Source organism: Sagittula sp. (assembly GCF_052825245.1).
The window spans coordinates 132,566-149,256 of record NZ_JBRBWD010000015.1; the positions used below are offsets into that span (position 1 = coordinate 132,566).

The following is a 16,691-nucleotide window of genomic DNA, read 5'->3' on the forward strand; positions in this document are numbered from 1 at the left end:
CCGCATGAAGGCGCCGGTCCCGGGACACCTGCGCTTGCAGTGCGCCGTCCCGATGCCCGACCCTCGGGGCCTGCACTCATGAGCACCGGCCGCACCGCCCGGCCCGTCGCCCGCACCCTGGCCGCCGTGCTGATCTTCCAGGTCGGCATCGGCACCCTGCTGGTGCTGGGCGACATCCGCAGCGCGCCCTTCTCGCTGCCCTTCTCCTCGCCACAGGCGCCGCGCCTGTCCGAACCCGTGCGCCCCGGCGACCAGCGCCGCACCTACGATCCGGCGCGCGACCGCCCCACCGTGCAGCCCAGCCGCGACGCCGGCGAACTGCCCGACCGTCTGACGCTGACCTACGAGGACGCCACCTGGCGGCTCGAAGGCACGATCGAGGACGGCGACGCGCAGCGCCTCATGCCGCAGATCACCGAGGCCGACCCGAAGATCGAGACGCTTGTCCTGCAATCCCCCGGCGGATCGGTGCGCGACGCCCTCGACCTCGGGCGCCACCTGCGCGCCGCCGGGATCGCCACAAGCGTGCTCTCGGGCGAGATCTGCTATTCCGCCTGCCCCTACCTCTTCGCGGGCGGCGCGACCCGCACGGCGGAACCCTCCGCCTCCATCGGCGTGCACCAGCATTACTTCGGCGAAAGCACCATCCTGCCCGCCTTCGTCGCGGTCGAGGACATCCAGCGCGGCCAGGCCGAGGTCATGACCTACCTCGACGACATGGGCCTCGACGTGCGGGTCATGAGCCACGCGCTGGCCACCCCCGCGGACGAGATCTACATCCTCCTGCCCGAGGAACTGGAACGCTACGGCTTCATCACGCCTGACAGCTGATCCGGCGCACGCAAGTCGCGATACCAAAAGGTATTGCATTTTGCGAAACCAAATGGTATCCCTTTGACCACGCACCGTCCAAAGGAGGCGCCATGACCGCTTTGCTCCAACCCGCCTTCCGCGCCCTCGCGGACCCGACCCGACGCGACATCCTGCACCGCCTCGGCACCCGGGAAATGACCATCGCCGAAATCACCGAACACTGCGCCATGACCCGCGCGGCCGTGAAAAAGCACCTCGTGGTGCTGGAGGAAGGCAACCTCATCACCATGCGCCGGCAGGGGCGCGAAACCCTCTCCAGCCTCAACGCACCGGGCCTGAAGCCCGTCACCGACTGGCTCAGCCACTTCGACGCTTTCTGGGACGACAAGCTGTCCGCCCTCTCCAGAACCCTTTCCGAAAAGGACAACACATGACCCTCACCATCCGCAAATCCGTGATGCTCTCCGCCAGCAAGGACACCGTCTGGGACCACCTGACCCGGGCCGAGCTGCTGGGCAAGTGGTTCAACCCCGCCCGCGCCGACCTGAGCGAAGGCCAGCCCTATGAGCTCTACAACGCCGCCAACGACAACACCCTGTGCTGGGGCACGGTGGAGAAGCTATCGCCCAAGGATCACATGCGCTGGTCGTTCACCGTCTCGCCGCTCAACGGGACCATGACCACGGTCACCTGGGACCTGGAAACCGTGCCGGGGGGCACGCAGCTGTCGCTGGTGCACTCGGGCCTGCCCGAAGGCGCCGAAGACTTCGCCGTGGTGCTCGGATTCGACAAGGGCTGGCACGAGTTCATGGGCCGCCTTCACGAAATCGACAAGATGGACTTGCCGACGCCCTGTCACGAGCTTACCTGAGGCACTGGCGGGTTCTGCCCCTCTCGTGAACGGGTACATTCCGGTGGCCTTAAGCAAATCCGAGGGAGCTGGCTCTGACGTAGCCGTGGCTTCGTTACCTGGCGCCCACCTGTATATACAGGTCCTCGGGAATGCGTCACCCACACGGTCGTGGTGGTTCCCGCCGCTCATCGGGCCGGCCGCAAATTCTTCGGCGAAGAATTTGCGGCGGCACCCGGTGCTTCCCGTACACCCGGAACGACAAAGGCGCAGGCCTCTCCGCCCGCGCCCTCAAAATTTTCGGCGAAAATTTTGCGCCCTGCCCCGGGCGCGGCGTCTCAGCGGCGACGGAAGGTCCGGCCCTGCGCGCGCGCCTCCCCGGCGGGCACCCGCAGCACCGCAGGCTCCCGCACAAGCCGTGGCTGGCGCTTGCCGCCGGCCGGCGTGTCGTCCTCGCCCATGCGCATGACCGAGATCGCGAACTGCACGCCCGCGAAGACGATGCCGTTGGCGAAGAACAGCATGGCGACCGCGATCCAGCCCACCGGCGAGGTGCTGACCAGATGCCAGAGGTTCGCCACGTTGGCCCAGAGCAGGAGCCCCACGAAGATCGCCGACAGCCCGAAGCCCGCCAGCACCTGCAGGATGTAGAGTCGGATCAGTTTCGGCATGGCGCCCTCCATCACATTCGAGATACAAGATACATCATGCGCGGGCCGAAACAAGAGCGCACAGCGCCGCAGCCGCCCGGAGTGGCACGGGGCCGCGCGGAGCCGGGCCGAGGCAGCGTTAACCCTTTGCGACGCAACGTCACGGCCAAAGGTTAACAACCGGCCGAACCGGGGGGTCGAACCGGCCGGTTCACCCCTTCCGGCGCGTTCACATCCGTTAAGATCCGGTAGCGGGATTGCGGCGGGCCCGTGACACACCCCCACATCCTGCGCGGCAGGAGAACTCCGGCGACGCGTTAACCCCGGCGCGCGCCGTGTTAACGACGGTCCCGCCTCAGAACGCCTCGGGCTTCGCCTCGCGGGCCATGTGGTCGAGCACGGCGTTGACGAACTTCGCCTCCTTGCCGTCCGGGTAGAAGGCCACCGCAACGTCCACGTATTCGACGATCACCACCTTCGGCGGCGTGTCCGTGGCCACCAGCTCCGCCCCCGCGGCGCGGAAAAGCGCGCGCAGGACCGGGTCGATGCGGGCGATGGGCCACTTCGCCACAAGCGCGCGATCGGTCATCTGGTCGACCTTGGCCTGCCAGCGCAGCGCCTCTTCAAGCACCTGGGAAAACAGCGAAACATCCCCGTCGAGCATCTCTGTCCCGTCCTCGTCGACAACCGCGCCGAAGCGGAACTCGAGGAACTCGCGGCGGACCTTGTCGACCGGGGTGCCGGACTGTTCCATCTGGTAAAGCGCCTGCACGGCATAGAGCCGCGAGGCGGAGCGCATCTTGCGCTTCTGGTTGCCGGACGGCTTGCCCGGCTGCGGTTTGGGCGCGTTCGCCTCGCTCATGCGACTGGACCTTTCCCGGACGTGGCGATCTCGTACTCGCCGCCGGACGGACGGAACCCGACGCCCTTGCGGGCCCCGCCGAATTTCCGTGCGATTGCAATAAGATGAAGGGCCGCCGCCGCTGCGCCGCCGCCCTTGTTCTGGCCGTCCGAATCGGCACGGACCGCCGCCTGATCGTAGTTCTCGACCGTGAGGATACCGTTGCCGATGCACAGGCCCTGCAGCCCGAGCAGCGTCAATGCGCGCGACGAGTCGTTGCAGACCGTGTCGTAATGCGTTGTTTCTCCACGGATAACGCAGCCCAGCGCGACGTAGCCGTCGAAGCTGGACATCCGTTCCGCGATGCCGATGGCGGTGGGAACCTCCAGCGCGCCGGGCACCTCGATGATCTCGTGCCAGCCGCCGCAGGCCTCGATCTCTGCGACCGCGCCCTTAACGAGCTGGTCAGCAATGTCCTTGTAATATGGCGCCACGACGATGGCGATCTTCACCGGCTTGTCGAATTCCGCCCGCGGCAGCGTGTAATGCGTTTCGTTCGATGCCATCAGCCCAGCTCCGAGATCCTGCGGGTTTCAACGATTTCAAGGCCGTAGGCGTCCAGGCCCACCACCCTCGGCTTCGGCGAATTGGTCAGCAGCACCAGCTTCGACAGGCCCAGCGACGACAGGATCTGCGCGCCAAGACCGTACTGGCGCAGCGTCCTTGGAGAGACCTCCTCGCCCACGTCCAGCTTCATCGAGGTGTCGCGCAGCAGCACGACGGCGCCGCGCCCTTCCTCGGCCACGGCCATCATAGCGTTGCGGAATTCGTCCGCCCGTCCCTTCAGCCCGGTGCCCACCACGTCGAGCATCGGGTCAAGCGCGTGCATCCGCACCAGCACCGGCTCCTCGCCGGAAATATCGCCTTTTACCAATACGATATGCTCGTCGCCGTGGGTCTCGTCGGTGTAGATCCGCATGGTCCACTCGCCGCCGAACTCCGTCTGGATCACCTCTTCGGTGCGCACCTTCACGAGGTTGTCGTTGCGGCGGCGGTACTTGATGAGGTCGCTGATGGTGCCGATCTTGATGCCGTGCTTCTGGCCGAAGGCGATCAGTTCCGGCAGGCGCGCCATGGTGCCGTCGTCGTTGATGACCTCGCAGATCACGCCGGAGGGGTTCAGCCCCGCCAGCCGCGACACGTCCACGGCCGCCTCCGTATGGCCGGCACGCACCAGCACGCCGCCGCGCTTGGCCCGCAGCGGGAAGACATGCCCCGGGGTCGCGATATCCGCCGGCCCCTTCGAGGAGTCGATGGCCACCTGCACGGTGCGCGCCCGGTCGGCGGCAGAGATGCCGGTGGTCACACCTTCGCGCGCCTCGATCGACGTGGTGAAGGCAGTCTCGTGCCGCGACGAGTTGTTCGTCGACATCAACGAAAGGCCAAGGTCTTCAATACGTTCCGGTGTCAGGGCCAGGCAGATCAGCCCGCGCCCGTAGAGCGCCATGAAGTTGATCGCATCCGGCGTCGCCCACTGCGCGGGGATCACGAGGTCGCCCTCGTTCTCGCGGTCTTCGTGGTCGACAAGGATGAACATCCGACCGTTGCGGGCGTCCTCGATGATCTCCTCGACAGAGGAAATCGCGTCGCGCCAGTTCTGCTCTACCGGGCCGGGGTTTTCGTAATCGGTCATAGCGTCTCGCCTCACTCGGGTCTGTGGCGGGATAATCCAGCGAGGCCCCAAAGGCCAGAGGCTATGGCAGCTCACCGACCCGCGGGCACGCAGGGTCTTTCCCGAAAATATGCACGATGGCCCGGCGGCGGTCAGTCGAAGATGTCGTCGAGCAGGTCGAAGGCCTCATGCAGGAACCCCTTCTTCCTGCGTTTCTTCGAGGTCCTGCGCATCGCCGTCTCCACCAGGTCGAAGGGCGAGTGCGCCGCGCGGCGTTTGCCCTTCCGGCCCTTCTGCGGCACGCGATGCGCCTCTGGCCGGACGGCGTCGGTGCGCAGCTTCTTCAGGTCGTGCAGCGGCGCCCCGCAGGAGGAGCAGGCCAGTTCATGCGACCGCTCGCCCTTCAGGACAAGCGCTGCGCGGGTGCCGCAGTAGCAGCAGGTGGCGATCTTGGTGTTCGGCATGTCCCTGACCTAAGTACGGCACAGGGTCAGGACAAGTCGCGTCAGGACCCGCGATCAGCCCCGCACGGCGTAAAGCGCCACGGCGGCCGCGTTCGACACGTTGAGCGAGCCGAAATCGCGGGCGAAGGGGATCTTCACGAGGGCATCCACCGTCTCGCGAGTCTTGGGGCGGAGGCCCGGCCCCTCTGCGCCCAGCACCAGCGCGATGGGCCGGTCGCGCTTGCCTTCCACGGCTTCCTCGATGGTCATTTCTGCCTCCCCGTCGAGACCCAGGACCATGTAACCGATCCCCTGAAGCGCGGTGATCGTGTCGGCGAGGTTCCTTTCCCGCAGGTAGGGCTGACGTTCCAGCGCGCCGCTCGCCGTCTTGGCCAGCGCGCCGGTTTCGGGTGCGGCGTGATGGCGCGTGCCGATCACCGCCTGCGCGCCGAACACCTCAGCCGAGCGCAGGATGGCGCCGACGTTGTGCGGATCGGTCACTCGGTCGAGCAGCACCAGACGCAGCGCGCCCTCGCCCGAGAGCGCCACGTCCTCCAGCTTGCCCCAGTCCAGCGGCTTGACCTCGAGCGCCGCGCCCTGGTGGACGGACTGCGGGTCGAGCGGCGCGGCAAAGCGGCGGGGATCGCTGATCTCCGGCTCGATCCCGGCCTCGGCCACGGCCTCGCCCAGCTTTTCGGCGGCGTTGGGGGTCAGGATCAGGCGCAGCTTCACCCGGTTCGGGTTCAGAAGGGCGTCGCGCACGGCATGATGGCCGAACAGCCAGACAGTCTCCGCCGCAGAGGCGCGCTTGGCCTGTTCCTTCTCGACCACCCATTTCGGTTTCTTCGCCATGTCGTCTGCACCGTCCTTCGCAGCCTGTCCCGCAGAGCGTTCACTCATGCACGGGCGCCGGGTGAATTCCAAGGGATTTTCCTGTTGACGCCCCTTTGGGCCGGTTGTAATCAGCCCCCCACGTCCGGGGCCGCTGGCCTTCACGGACGCCCGGTGGGCGACAGGCCGCAAGGTGTGGCAGGGGACTGTAACTCCCTCGCGGAGACGCACGCTTGGTTCGATTCCAAGGTCGCCCACCATCTCCACTCTGACAATGACGACGCTCTTGCAGGCCCTGTGCGGGGCTGGGGTGCGTCGGCGCAGTCGGGCGGGCCATTCATCCCTGAACCGCTGCCATTCACACTTCACGGTTGTCCGACTCGGGGCGGATCGGGCACCGTTGCGTCACCCTGCATCCAACGGGAGGACGCCCATGGACCGCCGCTCTTTCATGACAACCTCTTTGCTGGCCGCCGCCGGCGCCCTGACCGGCCTGCGAATCGCGCCGGTCGCGGCGCAGTCGGGCACCCCCGGTATCGCCGTCGCGCAAAGCTTTCCCGTCGGAAGCGCGACCGTCACCGCCTTTTCCGACGGCTTCCTGCCGATCACCGCGGAGGCGCTGCAAGGCATCACGCCTGAGGACTTCCAGAGCCTGCTTCGGGCCGCCTACATCGACGGTGACGGCCATCCGACCGGCGTCAACGCCTACCTGATCGAGCTCGGCGAAGAACGCATCCTCGTCGACACCGGCACAGGGCAGCTCATGGGGCCGGGGCTGGGCCAGCTTGGCGCCAACATGGCAGCCTTCGGCGTAGACCCTGCCAGCATCGGCCGGATCATCGCCACCCACCTGCACCCAGACCACATCGGCGGCATCCTCGCGCCGGACGGCAACCCCTACACCGGCGCGGGCCTGACCGTAAGCCAGCCGGAGATCGACTTCTGGCGCAGCGACGAGATCCGCAACGGCGCGCCGGAGCAGTTCCACCCGTTCTTCGATCAGGCGCGGGCCGCCGTCGACGCCTTCGGCGACCGGCTGGAGGTCGTGGCCAAGGATGCCGATCTGGGCAACGGGATCACGCTGGTGCCGCTGCCGGGCCATACGCTGGGCCATACCGGCGTGATGCTCGAGAGCGAGGGCAGCCAGCTTCTGATCTGGGGCGACATCGTGCATGTCGGGCCGGTGCAGTTCGCCCGCCCCGAGGTCACCATCGTCTTCGACACCGCCGCCGACATGGCCGCGCAGACACGGGCCGACATCCTCGCCCGCGCGGCGGCCGACCGGATTCAGATCGCCGGGATGCACATCGCCTTCCCCGGGATCGGTTACGTCGAGGCGGCGCAGGAAGGCTATCGCTTCGTGCCGCGGGCCTTCCCCTATGGCTGAGAGCACAGGCCGGGGTGGCGTCAGCGGCGCCCCCCGGCCACCGCGCTGATCGCAAACAGCACGGCCGCCGCGCAGACCACCGCAGGCCCCGCGGGCAGGTCCAGCACCCATGCGCCCCACAGACCGCCAAGCGCCGAGAGCACGCCAAGCGCCGCCGTTCCGGCCAGCATCACCTCGGGCGTGCGCGACCAGGGCCGCGCCGCCGCCGCCGGGATGATGAGCAGCGCGCCGATCAGCAGCGCGCCCACCACCTTCAGCGCCACGGCGACGACAAGCGCCAGCGCCAGCATGAGGATCAGCCGCTCCCGCTTCGGGTCGATACCGGCAGCAAAGGCCAGGTCCTCCGACACGGTCGAGGTCACCAGCGCCTGCCAGCGCCAGCCGATCAGCACGGCGACCACCGAGCCGCCGCCCCAGATCACGGCGAGGTCGGCCTTGCCCACCGCGAGGATGTCACCGAACAGGTAGGCTTCGAGGTCGAGGCGCGGCCCCTGCAGGAAGGACACGGCGACAAGGCCAAATGCCAGCGCGCCATGGGCGGCCACGCCCAGCACCATGTCGGCGCCATAGCCGCGCCCCGCCAGCCGCGCCACAGTCAATGCCATGGCCAGCGCCACCACCAGCGTCCCGGCAAAGACCGGCGCGGACATGGCCAGCGCGAGCGCGACGCCCAAAACGGCCGCATGGGCCGTGGCGTCGCCGAAATAGGCCATCCGCCGCCAGACGACGAAAACGCCCAGGGGGGCCGCCGCAAGCGCCGCCCCGACCGCCGCCAGAACCGCACGCACAAGGAAATCGTCAAGCATCAGTGGGCACCCTCGTGCGTGTGCGCATGGTCGTGGTCGTGCGTATGGTCGTGGTCGCAGCCGTCGTGCCGGTGCGAATGCTCATGCCGGTAGAGCGCCAGTGCCCCCTGCGTGCCGGTGCCGAAAAGCGCGCGGTATTCCTCGGCCTGTGCCACCGTCTCCGGGTGGCCCTCGCAGCAGATGTGACCGTTCACGCAGATCACCCGGTCGGACGCGCTCATCACGACGTGCAGCTCGTGGCTGACCATCAGGACGGCGCAGCCCAGCTTGTCGCGCACCTCTTCCAGCCTGCGGTAGAAGGCCGCCTGCCCCGGCTGGTCGAGCCCGGTGGTCGGCTCGTCGAGGATCAGCAGTTCGGGCCGGTCGAGCAGCGCCCGCGCCAGCAGCACCCGCTGGAACTGCCCGCCGGACAGCTCCGTCAGCGCGCGCTCCTCAAGGTCCCCCGCGCCGGCCTCGTCCAGCGCCTGCCGCCGCGCCTCTGCCGGGACCTTTCGGGGCAGGTTCAGGAAGCGGCCCACGGTCATCGGCATCGACGCATCCAGCCGCAGCCCCTGCGGCACGTAGCCGACCCGCAGCCCCGGTTTTCGGGTGATCCGCCCCTTCGCCGGAGGCAGCGCCCCGATCAGGGCCCGCAGGAGCGTCGACTTGCCGGACCCGTTCGGGCCGACAACGGTCACGATCTCGCCGGGGTGGATGCTGAACCAGACCCGCTCCAGCACCACGCGGCCACCCTGCGCGACGTCCAGAGCCTCCGTCCAGATGAGCGCTGCGGTCAAGCCCGCGCCTCGGTCTCGGGCAGCGCCTCGGGCCGCTCCTGGCAACTCGGGCAGAGACCCTCGGCCTCGATGGCGACGCGCTCGACCTCGAAACCCACCTCGCTCGCCACGTTGCGCAGCGCCCGCCCAGCCCGCCAGGCCGGTGTCTCGGCGACCGAGGAACAGCCGCGGCAGATCAGGAAGGTGGGGGCGTGGCTTTCGCCGGGGGCGACGCAGGCGATGAAGGCGTTCAGCCGTTCGATCCGGTGCGCCAGCCCGTTCGAGACGAGGAAATCGAGCGCCCGGTAGGCCACCGGCGGCTGCGAGCCGAGCCCCTCCTCGCGCAGGTGATCCAGGACCTCGTAGGCGCCCATGGCCCGGTGCTTCTCCAGCAGGATCTCCAGCACGCGGCGGCGCACCTTGGTCAGTTGCAGACCCTGCTCGTCGCACAAATGCTCCGCCGCGCCTATCGCGCTGGCAATGCACTGGGTGTGGTCATGCGGCTCGAAGCCCTTGGTTTCCATGCCTGTTCTCCTGCGTGCCGTCGGGTGCTTCTTTTTGGCTTGAAGTGTTATGATATAACTCATACCAACACGAGGACCAAAAGACAAGAAGGACCGCCGCCATGCGCCTGCCGCTGTTTCCCGCCTGCAACGCAACCGCCCTGTGCCTGACCCTCGCGGCCGGACCGGCCCTGGCCGAGGTGCCGCGCGTCGTCACCGACATCCCGCCCGTCGCCAGCCTTGCCGCGATGGTGCTGGGCGATCTCGGCACGCCGGAGGTGCTGGTGGCGCCGGGCGCCTCCGCCCATGGCGCCTCGCTGAAGCCGAGCCAGGCCCGCGCGCTGGAAGCGGCGGACGTGGTGGTCTGGATCGGGCCGGAGCTGACGCCGGGCATCGCCCGCCAGATCGAGGCGCTGGCAGAGGGCGCGCAGCGCCTGACCCTCGCCGACCTCCCGGAAACCCGCGTGCTGCCGTTCCGCGACGGCGGGCTGGAGCCGCATGACCACGGCGACGATGACCACGCCGAAGACGACCACGCGGGTGAAGAGCACGCAGGCGACGACCACGCCGACGAGATGCACGGAGAGGACACCCACCTCGACCCGCACCTCTGGCTCGACCCGGAAAACGCCACCGTCTGGCTCTCGGCGATCGCCACCGCGCTCTCCGCGCAGGACCCGGAGAACGCGCGGGCCTACGACGCAAACGCAAAGGCCGGTGCGGCGCGCATCGCGGAAGCCACGGAAACGGCGAGAAGCGCCCTCGACCCGGTGCGCGACCGCCCCCTCGCCGTGACCCATGATGCCCTGCAATACTACGAGGCCGCCTTCGGGCTGCGGGTGGTCGGCGCGCTCACAGACGGCGACGACACCGCACCGGGCGCACAGCGGCTCGACGCGCTCCGAGCGCTCTACGCCGAAACCGCGCCGGTCTGTGCGCTCGCGGACCCAGGCACCTCGCCCCGGCTGATGCACGCCGTGGGCCTCGACACGATCCCGCAGGCCGAAATCGACCCGCTGGGCAGCGCCCTGCCGCAAGGCGCGCCCCTCTACCCCGCATTGCTCGGGGACATCGCGAACCGCATCGCCGCCTGCGCCAGCCAGTAACGCATACGCATCCCAACCCCGCCCCCCCCCACCGGCGCCCCGGGGTCCATGACAGGGGCCGACCCCCGCCAGTCCCCTTCATCTTGGCGAAAAATACCTCGGGGGGCGCGGCACGCGCGGGGGCGGAGCCCCCTCTGCCCGCACCGGTCCCGAAAGCGTCAGATCGACCCGCGCCGCCCCTCGAAGGTCCTGACCTCGATCCCGGCCTCCACCAGCGCCGCCCGCACTGCCCGGGCGATCTCCAAGGCCGTGGCCCCGTCGCCATGCAGGCAGATCGTGTCCACCGCCGCGGGGATCGCCTCGCCCTCCTCGGGCAGGATGGCGCCTGCCTGCACCATGCGCACGATCCGCTCCGCCGCGTGCTCCGGGTCGTGGATCACCGCCCCAGGCAGGGACCGGTCGACCAGCGTCGCGTCCGCGTTGTAGGCGCGGTCGGCAAAGATCTCTCCGGCCCAGAGGCACCCCAGCCGCTCGACCGCGCGCTGCTGCGCCGTCGCGGCCAGAACCATCACGATGATCTCAGGCGCCACTTCCAGCGCCGCGCCATAGCAGACCTCGGCCAGGGCCTCGTCCTCCGACGCCATGTTGGCCAGCGCGCCGTGCAGCTTCAGGTGCCGCACCTCCGCGCCCACCGCCCGCGCGATCCCCAGCGCCGCCCCAAGCTGGTACTGCACGAGGTGCCGGAGCGTCGCCGCCGGCAGGTGCATCCGGCGCCGGCCGAAGCCCTGCAGGTCGGCAAACCCCGGATGCGCGCCGATGCCCACGCCCTGCGCCCGCGCGACCTCCATGGTGCGCGCCATCACGTCCGGGTCGCCCGCGTGCATCCCGCAGGCCACGTTGGCCGATGTCACCACCTCCAAGAGCGCCGCATCCTGCCCCATCACCCAGGGGCCAAAGCTCTCTCCCATGTCCGCGTTCAGATCCACCGACGTCATCGTGTCACCTCTCCGTCCGTCACGCCGCTGACCAGGTTGTGGTCCAGCAGGTTGATGTCTTTCGGGTCGCGCACCAGCGGCGCGATCTTCTTCGGCAGGCCCTTCAGCGCCTCGCGCATCGCCCGCTCCGCCGCCAGCGCCTCGTCCCGCGTGACGAAGCGGAAGCGGATCTCCGCCCCCGGTGCCGCCTGCGCGATGCGCGGCAGGTCCGCCGGGATCACCGTCCCGATCCTCGGATAGCCGCCGGTGGTCTGGCACTCGCTCAGCAGCACGTAGGGCGCACCGTCCCCGGGGATCTGGATGTCGCCCGGGACGATCACCTCGGAGAGGATCCGCCCCCCGGCGTCGAGGCCGAAGCCCTCGCCCTCCGGCACCAGCCGCACGCCCATACGGTTGCCGCGCGCGTCCCGCTTGAAGGCCTCGGCGCAGAACCGGGTGCGCATCTCCTCCGGGAAGACCTCCGTCTGCAGGGACGGCAGCACCCGCAGGACGCCGCCGCCAAGCCGCGCTATGGGCTCCAGCCCGAGGCCCGTCGCGCCGCCCGCGTCGTCCCCCAGCGCCAGCCGGTCGCCCGCTTCCAGCGCCCGTCCGATGCCGGCGGCAAGATGCGCCCCCTGCGACCCCAGGACCTCCGGCTGGTCGAAACCGCCGCCAACGCTCAGGTAGCCGTAGACCCCGTCCTGCGCCGCCCCGATCTCCAGCGTCTCGTCCGCCGGCAGCAGCCAGCAGGCGTTCCAGCGCAGCGCACGGCCATCGACCGAGGCCGCCATGCGCGCCCCGGTCAGCGCGATGCGCAGGTCGCAGGTGGCGCGGAAACGCCCGCCCATGCCCGCCATCTCCAGAGCGACGCCGGGCACCTGCCCCAGCAGCGCCGCCCCTTCGGCCAGAGCCACGAGGTCGGCGGCCCCGCCGCGCGACAACCCCTGCGCCAGCCAGCCGGGCCGCCCCGCATCCTGCAGGCTGAGCCCCGGACCCGCCTGCACCACCTCCAGCGCGCCGCTCATGCCAGGGGCTCCACCGCGATGCCATCCTCGCCCGCCTCGCGCATCGCCTCGAAGGCGGCGCGGTCGACGGCGGGAAAGCGCACCGCGTCGCCAGGACGCAGCAGGAAGGGCGCCTCGGCCTCGGGCCGGAACAGCCGCGCATGGGTCTGGCCTACGTGCCGCCAGCCGGTGGGCGTCGTGACGGAGAACAGCACAAGCTGCCGGATCGCCACCACCAGCGCGCCCACCGGCACCTTCGGTGTCAGCGCGGTCTGGCGCGGGATGTCCCAGCATTCCGGCAGGGTGCCGAGGTAGGGCTGGCCGGGCGCAAAGCCGATGGTGGTCACGCGCACCTCCGCCTCCGACAGCGACCGGATCGCCTCCTCCTCCGACAGGCCCGCAGCGGCGGCGGCCTCCGCCAGTTGCGGCGCAAGGTCGGTGCCGTAGAGCGTGGGAATGGTCACAAGGCGCCGGCCTTCCGGCAGGTCCTCCGCATACCAGTCGCGGGTTGCGAGCAGGTCCGACAGGCGGCGTTCCAGCACGTCGGGCGCCAGCGCCAGAGGGTCGAATCGCACGAAGGCGGAAACCAGCGAGGTGGCGCATTCCTCGACCCCGTCCGGGGTCTCCCGCTCCAACGCGGCGCGGAACGCCAGCGCCGCACGGTTGGCCCGCTCCGACAGGCTGTCGGCAAAGCGCACCAGCAGGCCGTCGAGGCCCACGGGGTCGATCCGGGGAAAGGTCATCTCAGCAGTCATGGCGGAAGGGGATCACGCCCGGCGCAGGCTGTCCAGAGGGCGCGCACCGGGCACCATCCTTGCCGGAAGCACCGGGACGGCCCGGGTACACCGGAGCGGGTTACAGCCCCATCCCGTGGATCACCGACAGGAAGCGACGCACCTCGTCGGGACTGTTGTAATGCGCCAGTGAGACGCGCACGCAGCTGTCCTGGCCAAGCGGCGTCAGGATGTTGCCCGAATAGTGGTCGGCCTTGCGTGTGTGGGTCCGGATACCCTCGGCGTTCAAGGCCGCGACGATCTCTGCCGCGGGCTTGTTGTCGCTCCAGAAACTCACCAGCCCTTCGCGCGCCGGGTTTTCTGCCCCGCCCACGATGTGCACGCCGTCGATGGCCGCCAGTCCGCGCAGGTTGTCGGTGCCCTCGATCATCATCCGGGTCAGCGCCGCCTCGTGGTCGTGGATCGCCAGCCCCGCCGCCTCGATCCGGGCGCGCGGATCGGTGGCGTCGGAGACCTGCCCGCCCAGCCAGTCGAAATAGGCCACCACGTCGGAAAAGGTCGCATAGGCGCCGGTGTCCCGCGTGCCCAGCTCCCAGTTCCCGGCAGGCCCGCCGACAAGGCTGTCATGGGCCATGGCCGTCAGCCGGTCCGAGGCCCAGGCAAGGCCGTAGCCGTGGCGCGAGAAGACCTTGTATGGCGAGATCACGTAGGCATCGACACCCGCCGCCGCCACGTCGATCCGCCCGTGGCAGGCGTGCTGGATGCCGTCCACGATGACGATCGCCTCCGGCGCCACGGCCCGCACCGCGCTCACGATGGCGGGCAGGTCCATGCCCATGCCGGTGACAGGCGAGGTGTGCAGGATCGTCACCACCGCGGTCTCCGGCGTCACCGCCGCCGCATAGGCCTCTGCCGTCACCTGTCCGGTGGCATCGTCATGGGCGATCAGCACGTGGCGACGCCCCGCCACCTCAGCCCATCGCGCCGCCGCGCTGCGCGACGCCGGATGCTCCACGGTCGAGCCCAGCACATCCCCGGGCCCGGCACCGAGGCAGGCGTCGCGGATCACCCGGAACAGCAGTTCCGTCCCGCTCTCGCCGAACAAAACCGCGCCGCCTTCGGCGTTGAAGAACCGCCGCACGTCGGCCCGCGCCCGGTCGATCACCGCGACCAACGCCTTAGACGCCGGGTTGTCCCGGCCCTGGTTGTCGGGAATCGCCGCGAACCGCGACGATGTTTCCACCACGGAGCGCAGCGTCAGTGCGCCCCCGGCGTTCTCGAAGAAAATGCGCGGCCCGGTGAAGGGACAGTCGTCCACATGGGCAAAGCGCGCGCGGATGGCGGAAAGGAGCGTATCGTCGAACATGCCAGATGACTACGCCCGCCGCGCGGCGAAGGGAAGCGTCATCGTCAGGCGAAAAAGGCGCAACCCGCCCCTTCATCTTGGCAGAAATACCTGTGCCTCACCCGCCGTCCCGCGCACCCAGCCGGATCAGGGACGAGGCGCCGCCGCAGGCGGCGCGGATCGGCGCGCGTCAGCGCGGCGAAACGTCTTTCAGTGCGGCTTGCGCAGCGCCTCTTCCGCGGCCTGCGCGGCCTCCTCAAGGTCCTCCGGATCGTCCGAGGGGATGGCGTAGCCGCCCCCCAGCCACTTCGCGAGGTCCACGTCGGCGCAGCGCTTCGAACAGAAGGGCCGGACTTTGGGCTCCGTCGGCCTTCCGCAGATCGGACAGCTCACAGCAGCCCCCCGACCGGCACCCGGTCCCGTTTGCGCTGCAGTTCCAGCAGCCCGAGGTTGGTCCAGCCGACGACGATGGTCTCCACCGCGTCCTTCTTCAGCGCCGCCTTCAGCGCGCTCTCGACCTGGCGGCGGTCCTTCTTCGGCATCGGCGCCGGGTCGACGACCACCTGTCCGCCGAGGCCCCTGAGCCGCAGCTGGCGCGGCAGGTCGCGGAAGGCGGCGATCGTCGCCTTCAGCCCCGCCGCCGGAGAGGTGTCGCCGCCGGTGTTCACATCGACCGCGATCAGCGCGGTGGTCGGTTCGATCACCATGGAGGCATTGGCCCCCAGCGCCACGCGCGGCGACTTCAGCGCCTCGAGCGCCTCGTCCACGCCGTGCCGTTCGAAACTTCCAGGGGCATCGTCGACTTCGGCGGGGTCCGCCCATTCGCGCCAGGCCAGCGCGTGGGGGCCGTCGCCCTCGACCAGCAGTTCGGCGCCGCCGGTCGCGTCCGCCAGCACCGCCGTGGCGAGCTGCGCCATGGCAAGGATGTCCTCGGCCACCGCGTCGTCGGCCGCCCCCTCGCAGGACGAGCGCAGGATCAGGCCCGCACCCTCCGGCAGAGGTGTCTCCGACAGCACGTCATGCGCCAGTTCCAGCACCGCCTCGCGCGCGTCGTCGTCGCGGATCTGGCGCGAGACGTTGATGCCGGGCGCGTCCGCCGTGACGATGGCATGGCGCGACTTGAACAGCAGTTTCGAGGTGACCGGCAGCGCCTTGCCCGGCTCTGCGAAACCCGTGACCTGCACGAGGATCGGTCCGCCCTGCGACAGGCCCTTCACCTGACGCAGGAAGGCATTGCCGTCCGGCGTTTCGAGGAACATGCCCCCCTGCCCCTTCATCGGGCGTTGCGCGATGGCGCGGTAGAGGTTCCCGGGACGCGGCAGGTCGCCGTCGATGAAGAGGTCCTCCAGCCGGCCATCCACCATCAGCGCGGCGGCCTCCCGGCCGTTCCACGTGTCCAGAGCGATCGTGCGTCCCTTCATGGCGCGTCCTTGTATAGCGGGTAGCCCGCAGCTTGCAGCAGATGCGCCGTCTCGGCCAGCGGCAGGCCGACGACAGCGGTGAAAGAGCCGGAGATCCAGGGGATCAGCGCGCCCGCGGGTCCTTGTATCCCGTAACCGCCCGCCTTGCCACGCCAGTCGCCGGAGGCAAGGTAGGCGTTCATTTCCTCGTTCGAGAGCATCTTCATCTTCACCTGCGTGACGACGTCACGCTCCCACACACGGGTGCCGCGGCGGACGGCCACGGCGGTGACCACGCGGTGACGGCGCCCCGAAAGCAGCGCAAGGAAGGCCGCGGCCTCCTTCTCATCCTCCGGCTTGCCGAGGATGCGGCGGCCAAGCGCCACGGTCGTGTCGGCGGATAGCACGATCTCGTCGTCCTCCGCCGGGATCGCCAGCGCCTTCTCGCGCGCAAGGCGCACGCAGTAGGGGCGCGGCAGTTCTCCCTTCGCGGGGTTCTCGTCGATGTCGGGCGGACGGATGTCGTCGGCCACGATGCCGAGCTGCGCCAGCAGTTCGCGGCGACGCGGAGAGCCTGACCCGAGGATGAGGCGGGGTTTCGTCATGTGATGCCTTCCGGACCGTCGCTGCAAAGATC

At 69.5% G+C, this 16,691-nt stretch carries 21 protein-coding genes, 1 tRNA gene and 1 other RNA gene; 7 read left to right on the forward strand and 16 right to left on the reverse strand.

Features of this window, described 5'->3' with window-relative positions:
- Positions 1-78 precede the first annotated feature (78 nt).
- The 4 genes from ACU0DV_RS05295 (at position 79) to ssrS (ending at position 1,848) form a co-directional block, all read left to right on the forward strand.
- The gene (locus ACU0DV_RS05295) at positions 79-831 is read left to right on the forward strand and encodes a hypothetical protein (RefSeq protein ID WP_446241192.1); all 753 of its coding nucleotides are present in this window, start codon (positions 79-81) and stop codon (positions 829-831) included.
- A 92-nt stretch (positions 832-923) separates the two neighbouring features.
- A complete protein-coding gene (locus ACU0DV_RS05300; RefSeq protein WP_446241193.1) occupies positions 924-1,247 on the forward strand; it encodes an ArsR/SmtB family transcription factor in 324 nt (107 codons plus the stop codon).
- Entirely contained in the window at positions 1,244-1,684 is a 441-nt protein-coding gene (locus tag ACU0DV_RS05305; RefSeq protein WP_370312605.1) for an SRPBCC family protein, read from the forward strand. The genes ACU0DV_RS05300 and ACU0DV_RS05305 overlap by 4 nt, the downstream gene beginning before the upstream one ends.
- Before the next feature lie 8 nt (positions 1,685-1,692).
- Positions 1,693-1,848: non-coding RNA, 6S RNA (gene ssrS / locus ACU0DV_RS05310), on the forward strand.
- 153 nt (positions 1,849-2,001) lie between these two features.
- Here the strand turns inward: ssrS and ACU0DV_RS05315 are convergent.
- The 6 genes from ACU0DV_RS05315 to rlmB all read right to left on the reverse strand — a co-directional run bounded on the left by ACU0DV_RS05315 (position 2,002) and on the right by rlmB (position 6,169).
- Entirely contained in the window at positions 2,002-2,334 is a 333-nt protein-coding gene (locus tag ACU0DV_RS05315) for a hypothetical protein (protein WP_446241194.1), read from the reverse strand.
- 334 nt (positions 2,335-2,668) lie between these two features.
- Positions 2,669-3,175, reverse strand: a complete 507-nt coding sequence (gene nusB, locus ACU0DV_RS05320; protein WP_100929752.1) for a transcription antitermination factor NusB — start codon at positions 3,173-3,175, stop codon at positions 2,669-2,671.
- A complete protein-coding gene (locus ACU0DV_RS05325) occupies positions 3,172-3,720 on the reverse strand; it encodes a 6,7-dimethyl-8-ribityllumazine synthase (protein WP_100929751.1) in 549 nt (182 codons plus the stop codon). The genes nusB and ACU0DV_RS05325 overlap by 4 nt, the downstream gene beginning before the upstream one ends.
- On the reverse strand, positions 3,720-4,847 hold the full coding sequence (ribB, locus tag ACU0DV_RS05330; protein WP_100929750.1) for a 3,4-dihydroxy-2-butanone-4-phosphate synthase: 1,128 nt from the start codon (positions 4,845-4,847) through the stop codon (positions 3,720-3,722). The genes ACU0DV_RS05325 and ribB overlap by 1 nt, the downstream gene beginning before the upstream one ends.
- 131 nt (positions 4,848-4,978) lie before the next feature.
- Positions 4,979-5,290 (reverse strand): hypothetical protein, encoded by a 312-nt coding sequence (locus ACU0DV_RS05335; RefSeq protein ID WP_446241195.1) that lies wholly within the window; start codon positions 5,288-5,290, stop codon positions 4,979-4,981.
- 54 nt (positions 5,291-5,344) lie between these two features.
- A complete protein-coding gene (gene rlmB, locus ACU0DV_RS05340; protein ID WP_254698166.1) occupies positions 5,345-6,169 on the reverse strand; it encodes a 23S rRNA (guanosine(2251)-2'-O)-methyltransferase RlmB in 825 nt (274 codons plus the stop codon).
- Between the two features lie 107 nt (positions 6,170-6,276).
- Between rlmB and ACU0DV_RS05345 the strand changes: the two genes are divergently transcribed.
- Together ACU0DV_RS05345 and ACU0DV_RS05350 are read left to right on the forward strand one after the other, a co-directional pair.
- A tRNA-Tyr gene (locus ACU0DV_RS05345) sits at positions 6,277-6,360 on the forward strand.
- A gap of 173 nt (positions 6,361-6,533) precedes the next feature.
- Positions 6,534-7,487, forward strand: a complete 954-nt coding sequence (locus ACU0DV_RS05350) for an MBL fold metallo-hydrolase (RefSeq protein ID WP_446241196.1) — start codon at positions 6,534-6,536, stop codon at positions 7,485-7,487.
- A gap of 20 nt (positions 7,488-7,507) precedes the next feature.
- Here the strand turns inward: ACU0DV_RS05350 and ACU0DV_RS05355 are convergent, their stop codons facing one another.
- Genes ACU0DV_RS05355 through ACU0DV_RS05365 form a run of 3 tightly spaced genes read right to left on the reverse strand, consistent with a single transcriptional unit; the run spans position 7,508 to position 9,572 of the window.
- The gene (locus tag ACU0DV_RS05355) at positions 7,508-8,293 is read right to left on the reverse strand and encodes a metal ABC transporter permease (protein WP_446241197.1); all 786 of its coding nucleotides are present in this window, start codon (positions 8,291-8,293) and stop codon (positions 7,508-7,510) included.
- Positions 8,293-9,069 carry a metal ABC transporter ATP-binding protein gene (locus ACU0DV_RS05360; protein ID WP_100929746.1) on the reverse strand — a complete coding sequence of 259 codons (777 nt, stop codon included), beginning with the start codon at positions 9,067-9,069 and terminating at the stop codon, positions 8,293-8,295. The genes ACU0DV_RS05355 and ACU0DV_RS05360 overlap by 1 nt, the downstream gene beginning before the upstream one ends.
- Positions 9,066-9,572 (reverse strand): Fur family transcriptional regulator, encoded by a 507-nt coding sequence (locus ACU0DV_RS05365; RefSeq protein ID WP_446241198.1) that lies wholly within the window; start codon positions 9,570-9,572, stop codon positions 9,066-9,068. The genes ACU0DV_RS05360 and ACU0DV_RS05365 overlap by 4 nt, the downstream gene beginning before the upstream one ends.
- Before the next feature lie 101 nt (positions 9,573-9,673).
- Here ACU0DV_RS05365 and ACU0DV_RS05370 point away from each other — a divergent pair, with 101 nt between their 5' ends.
- Positions 9,674-10,657, forward strand: a complete 984-nt coding sequence (locus ACU0DV_RS05370; protein ID WP_446241199.1) for a zinc ABC transporter substrate-binding protein — start codon at positions 9,674-9,676, stop codon at positions 10,655-10,657.
- Between the two features lie 158 nt (positions 10,658-10,815).
- On the opposite strand, the gene ACU0DV_RS05375 is transcribed toward ACU0DV_RS05370, so the two are convergent.
- The 7 genes from ACU0DV_RS05375 to ACU0DV_RS05405 all read right to left on the reverse strand — a co-directional run bounded on the left by ACU0DV_RS05375 (position 10,816) and on the right by ACU0DV_RS05405 (position 16,659).
- Complete coding sequence (locus ACU0DV_RS05375) at positions 10,816-11,592, reverse strand: LamB/YcsF family protein (protein WP_446241200.1); 777 nt, start codon at positions 11,590-11,592, stop codon at positions 10,816-10,818.
- The gene (locus ACU0DV_RS05380) at positions 11,589-12,596 is read right to left on the reverse strand and encodes a 5-oxoprolinase subunit C family protein (protein WP_446241202.1); all 1,008 of its coding nucleotides are present in this window, start codon (positions 12,594-12,596) and stop codon (positions 11,589-11,591) included. Before ACU0DV_RS05380 ends, ACU0DV_RS05375 begins: the two co-directional genes overlap by 4 nt.
- Positions 12,593-13,318, reverse strand: coding sequence for a 5-oxoprolinase subunit B family protein (locus ACU0DV_RS05385; protein ID WP_373418405.1), 726 nt, complete (start codon positions 13,316-13,318; stop codon positions 12,593-12,595). The genes ACU0DV_RS05380 and ACU0DV_RS05385 overlap by 4 nt, the downstream gene beginning before the upstream one ends.
- Before the next feature lie 112 nt (positions 13,319-13,430).
- Positions 13,431-14,675, reverse strand: a complete 1,245-nt coding sequence (locus ACU0DV_RS05390; RefSeq protein ID WP_446241203.1) for an aminotransferase class V-fold PLP-dependent enzyme — start codon at positions 14,673-14,675, stop codon at positions 13,431-13,433.
- A 189-nt stretch (positions 14,676-14,864) separates the two neighbouring features.
- Positions 14,865-15,047, reverse strand: coding sequence for a DNA gyrase inhibitor YacG (locus tag ACU0DV_RS05395; RefSeq protein ID WP_100929739.1), 183 nt, complete (start codon positions 15,045-15,047; stop codon positions 14,865-14,867).
- Positions 15,044-16,075 (reverse strand): ribonuclease E/G, encoded by a 1,032-nt coding sequence (locus ACU0DV_RS05400; RefSeq protein ID WP_100929738.1) that lies wholly within the window; start codon positions 16,073-16,075, stop codon positions 15,044-15,046. Before ACU0DV_RS05400 ends, ACU0DV_RS05395 begins: the two co-directional genes overlap by 4 nt.
- Positions 16,072-16,659 carry a Maf family protein gene (locus tag ACU0DV_RS05405; protein ID WP_446241204.1) on the reverse strand — a complete coding sequence of 196 codons (588 nt, stop codon included), beginning with the start codon at positions 16,657-16,659 and terminating at the stop codon, positions 16,072-16,074. Before ACU0DV_RS05405 ends, ACU0DV_RS05400 begins: the two co-directional genes overlap by 4 nt.
- Between the last annotated feature and the right edge of the window lie 32 nt (positions 16,660-16,691).

Excerpts from the sequence above, each read along its gene's own strand:
- ACU0DV_RS05295 (WP_446241192.1), top strand. The coding sequence starts at position 79 with ATGAGCACCGGCCGCACCGCCCGGCCCGTCGCCCGCACCCTGGCCGCC.
- ACU0DV_RS05300 (WP_446241193.1), top strand. The coding sequence starts at position 924 with ATGACCGCTTTGCTCCAACCCGCCTTCCGCGCCCTCGCGGACCCGACC.
- ACU0DV_RS05305 (WP_370312605.1), top strand. The coding sequence starts at position 1,244 with ATGACCCTCACCATCCGCAAATCCGTGATGCTCTCCGCCAGCAAGGAC.
- ACU0DV_RS05315 (WP_446241194.1), bottom strand. The coding sequence starts at position 2,334 with ATGCCGAAACTGATCCGACTCTACATCCTGCAGGTGCTGGCGGGCTTC.
- nusB (WP_100929752.1), bottom strand. The coding sequence starts at position 3,175 with ATGAGCGAGGCGAACGCGCCCAAACCGCAGCCGGGCAAGCCGTCCGGC.
- ACU0DV_RS05325 (WP_100929751.1), bottom strand. The coding sequence starts at position 3,720 with ATGGCATCGAACGAAACGCATTACACGCTGCCGCGGGCGGAATTCGAC.
- ribB (WP_100929750.1), bottom strand. The coding sequence starts at position 4,847 with ATGACCGATTACGAAAACCCCGGCCCGGTAGAGCAGAACTGGCGCGAC.
- ACU0DV_RS05335 (WP_446241195.1), bottom strand. The coding sequence starts at position 5,290 with ATGCCGAACACCAAGATCGCCACCTGCTGCTACTGCGGCACCCGCGCA.
- rlmB (WP_254698166.1), bottom strand. The coding sequence starts at position 6,169 with ATGAGTGAACGCTCTGCGGGACAGGCTGCGAAGGACGGTGCAGACGAC.
- ACU0DV_RS05350 (WP_446241196.1), top strand. The coding sequence starts at position 6,534 with ATGGACCGCCGCTCTTTCATGACAACCTCTTTGCTGGCCGCCGCCGGC.
- ACU0DV_RS05355 (WP_446241197.1), bottom strand. The coding sequence starts at position 8,293 with ATGCTTGACGATTTCCTTGTGCGTGCGGTTCTGGCGGCGGTCGGGGCG.
- ACU0DV_RS05365 (WP_446241198.1), bottom strand. The coding sequence starts at position 9,572 with ATGGAAACCAAGGGCTTCGAGCCGCATGACCACACCCAGTGCATTGCC.
- ACU0DV_RS05370 (WP_446241199.1), top strand. The coding sequence starts at position 9,674 with ATGCGCCTGCCGCTGTTTCCCGCCTGCAACGCAACCGCCCTGTGCCTG.
- ACU0DV_RS05375 (WP_446241200.1), bottom strand. The coding sequence starts at position 11,592 with ATGACGTCGGTGGATCTGAACGCGGACATGGGAGAGAGCTTTGGCCCC.
- ACU0DV_RS05380 (WP_446241202.1), bottom strand. The coding sequence starts at position 12,596 with ATGAGCGGCGCGCTGGAGGTGGTGCAGGCGGGTCCGGGGCTCAGCCTG.
- ACU0DV_RS05385 (WP_373418405.1), bottom strand. The coding sequence starts at position 13,318 with ATGACCTTTCCCCGGATCGACCCCGTGGGCCTCGACGGCCTGCTGGTG.
- ACU0DV_RS05390 (WP_446241203.1), bottom strand. The coding sequence starts at position 14,675 with ATGTTCGACGATACGCTCCTTTCCGCCATCCGCGCGCGCTTTGCCCAT.
- ACU0DV_RS05400 (WP_100929738.1), bottom strand. The coding sequence starts at position 16,075 with ATGAAGGGACGCACGATCGCTCTGGACACGTGGAACGGCCGGGAGGCC.
- ACU0DV_RS05405 (WP_446241204.1), bottom strand. The coding sequence starts at position 16,659 with ATGACGAAACCCCGCCTCATCCTCGGGTCAGGCTCTCCGCGTCGCCGC.